The sequence below is a fragment of the Thermoanaerobaculia bacterium genome (assembly GCA_035717485.1).
Lineage (GTDB): Bacteria > Acidobacteriota > Thermoanaerobaculia > UBA5066 > DATFVB01 > DATFVB01.
On the sequence record DASTIQ010000262.1, the window covers coordinates 1 to 2,304 of the forward strand.

The following is a 2,304-nucleotide window of genomic DNA, read 5'->3' on the forward strand; positions in this document are numbered from 1 at the left end:
CCCGCACGGGATGGCTCGTCCATAGGTGAACACGGCAGAAGGAGGAGGACCATGAGGCCTCTCGGACGCTCGCGAATCGTCATTCCGGCGATTGCCCTGTTGGTGTCCGCCGCCCTCGCTGCGGCGACGCCGGCCGCCGGCCCGGCGGTGTCCGGCGGGCCGGCTCCCCGGAACGATTCCTGGCCGCAGAAGGTCCTCCTCGGAGAGGCGGGCACCGTCTTCGTCGACGAACCGCAGGCCGAGAGTCTCGACGGCACGAAGCTCACGGCGAGCGGAACGCTGAGCTTGCAGCGGGCGGGCGAGAGCGAGCCGACTCCGGGAACGGCACGGTACGAGGCCGAGATCCAGGTCGATCGGACCCGCCGGACCGTCACCCTGGCCTCGATCCTCGTTTCGAACGTCGAGATCGCGGGAACCCGTCCGGCGTTTCGGGAGCGGCTGGCGACACGCATCGGGAGCGCGCTTGCGCGGCGGCGGGCCCGGTTGTCGCTCGACGACGTCCTCTCGAGCGCCAAATTCGCAGGGCGGCGCGAGGGAGCTCCGGCGAAGCTGAACACCCAGCCGCCGCGAATTGTCTTCGAGACCGAGCCCGCGATCCTCGTTACGTTCGACGGCGAGCCGCGATTCCGCGCCGTCGAGGGCTCTCGGCTCGAGCGAGCGCTCAATACGCCGTTCCTCGTGCTCCGGGATCCGGGCGGGGCGCTCTATCTCGACGGCGGCACCGTCTGGTTCCGCGCTTCGGACCCGAGAGGGCCGTGGACGCGGTCCGACGACGTTCCGGCGGAAGCCGTCCGGATCGCCCGACGGGATCGGGAAGAGAGTGGAGTCTCCGATGGCGAGGTCGAGCAGGCGAAGCGGTCGCCGGAAAAGCGCGTCCCGAAGATCCTCGTCGCGACCGAGCCGACCGAGCTGATCGTGTCGGACGGTCCTCCGCAATGGGCTCCGGCCGTGGCGGGCGAGCTCGAGACGCTCGCCAACTCCGATAGCGACGTTTTCCGCACTCTTCCGGACGGGCAGTACTGGGTCGTTCTCTCCGGACGCTGGTTCCGGAGCGAGTCGTATTCGGGACCCTGGACGTACGTCGAGGCCGGACGCCTCCCCGCCGGCTTCCGAAAGATTCCGGGCGACTCTCCGAGGGCGGAGGTCCTCGCCTTCGTGCCCGGTACCGAACCGGCGCGGGAGGCCGTCGCCGACGCGAACAAGCCGAGAACCGCCGCGGTGCGCCGGAGCGAAGCGCGCGTCGCGGTGACGTACGACGGCGAGCCCCGTTTCGAGGCCGTGCCGGGGACCCGCGTGGAGTACGCGCTCAACACGCCGGAGCAGGTGCTTCGAATCGCGGGACGCTATTACGTTTGCGATCAGGGAGTCTGGTTCACCTCCGCCGCGCCCGCAGGCCCGTGGGAGATCGCCGATTCGATTCCGGAGGAGGAGATCGGGACGATCCCGCCGGAGAGCCCGGTCTACAACACGCGGTTCGTCTCCGTGTACGACTCGACTCCGGAGGTCGTCTACGAGGCGTATACCCCGGCGTACCTCGGCTCTTATCCGTACGGGGGGGCGGTCGTCTTCGGCACCGGGTGGCGGTATCGCCCATGGTGGGGCGCGTTCTATTACCCGAGGCCGTGGACGTGGGGCTTCCATGCCATGTACGCGCCCTGGGCGGGGTGGGGTTTCGGGTTCGGCTGGAGGCCCGCCTGGGCCGCGTTCCGCTTCGGGTTCGGTTTCGGCTGGGGAGCCCGCTGGTGCGGTCCCGGCGCCTTCTTCCGGCCCGCGTTCTGGGCCGCGGGCCGAGGAGCGAGGTTCGCGCGAAACGTCGGCGTAAGCCGCAATCTGTACGCCTCGGGCGCCAACAGCGCCCGGGCGGCTGCCACGCGGCCCTCGGGCGGGATGCGGGCGAGCGCGCCGAGAGCCTCGGCGGTCCGGAAGGCGGGACCGAGCGCCTCCGCGCGCGGCGCCAAGGGCCGGGGCAAGGTCGCCGCCCCCAGGGGCAAGGCGAGACCGCCGAAGGGGGGAGCGACGAAAGTCGGCGGAAGGAAGCGCTGAGGGATCACGGCGTCTGGGCGGGCCTCGTCCCGGGAGAGATTCGAACCACTTGGACAACCTGCGGGCCGGCTCGTGTTGGGCGAGCGAAGAAACGACCCGCTCTCTTACGTCCTCCCGACGCCGAGCGCGTCGGCGACTCGGTTGATGTAATTGAACCAGGAAGCGATCAGGGTGATCTGGAGAATTCCGCGATCGTCGAAACCCGCCCGACGAAGCGTTTCGAGGTCACCCGGGCCGAGCTTCGTCGCGTCCTTCGTCAGC

The 2,304-nt window shown here is 70.0% G+C and carries 1 protein-coding gene; it reads left to right on the forward strand.

Going from position 1 to position 2,304, the window contains the following annotated elements:
• Nucleotides 1-51 precede the first annotated feature (51 nt).
• A complete protein-coding gene (locus tag VFS34_13765) occupies nucleotides 52-2,043 on the forward strand; it encodes a carbohydrate-binding family V/XII (GenBank protein HET9795515.1) in 1,992 nt (663 codons plus the stop codon).
• Nucleotides 2,044-2,304 lie beyond the last annotated feature (261 nt).

What these genes read in the sequence shown, in the direction of transcription:
- VFS34_13765 (HET9795515.1), top strand. Translation starts at nt 52, where the DNA reads ATGAGGCCTCTCGGACGCTCGCGAATCGTCATTCCGGCGATTGCCCTG.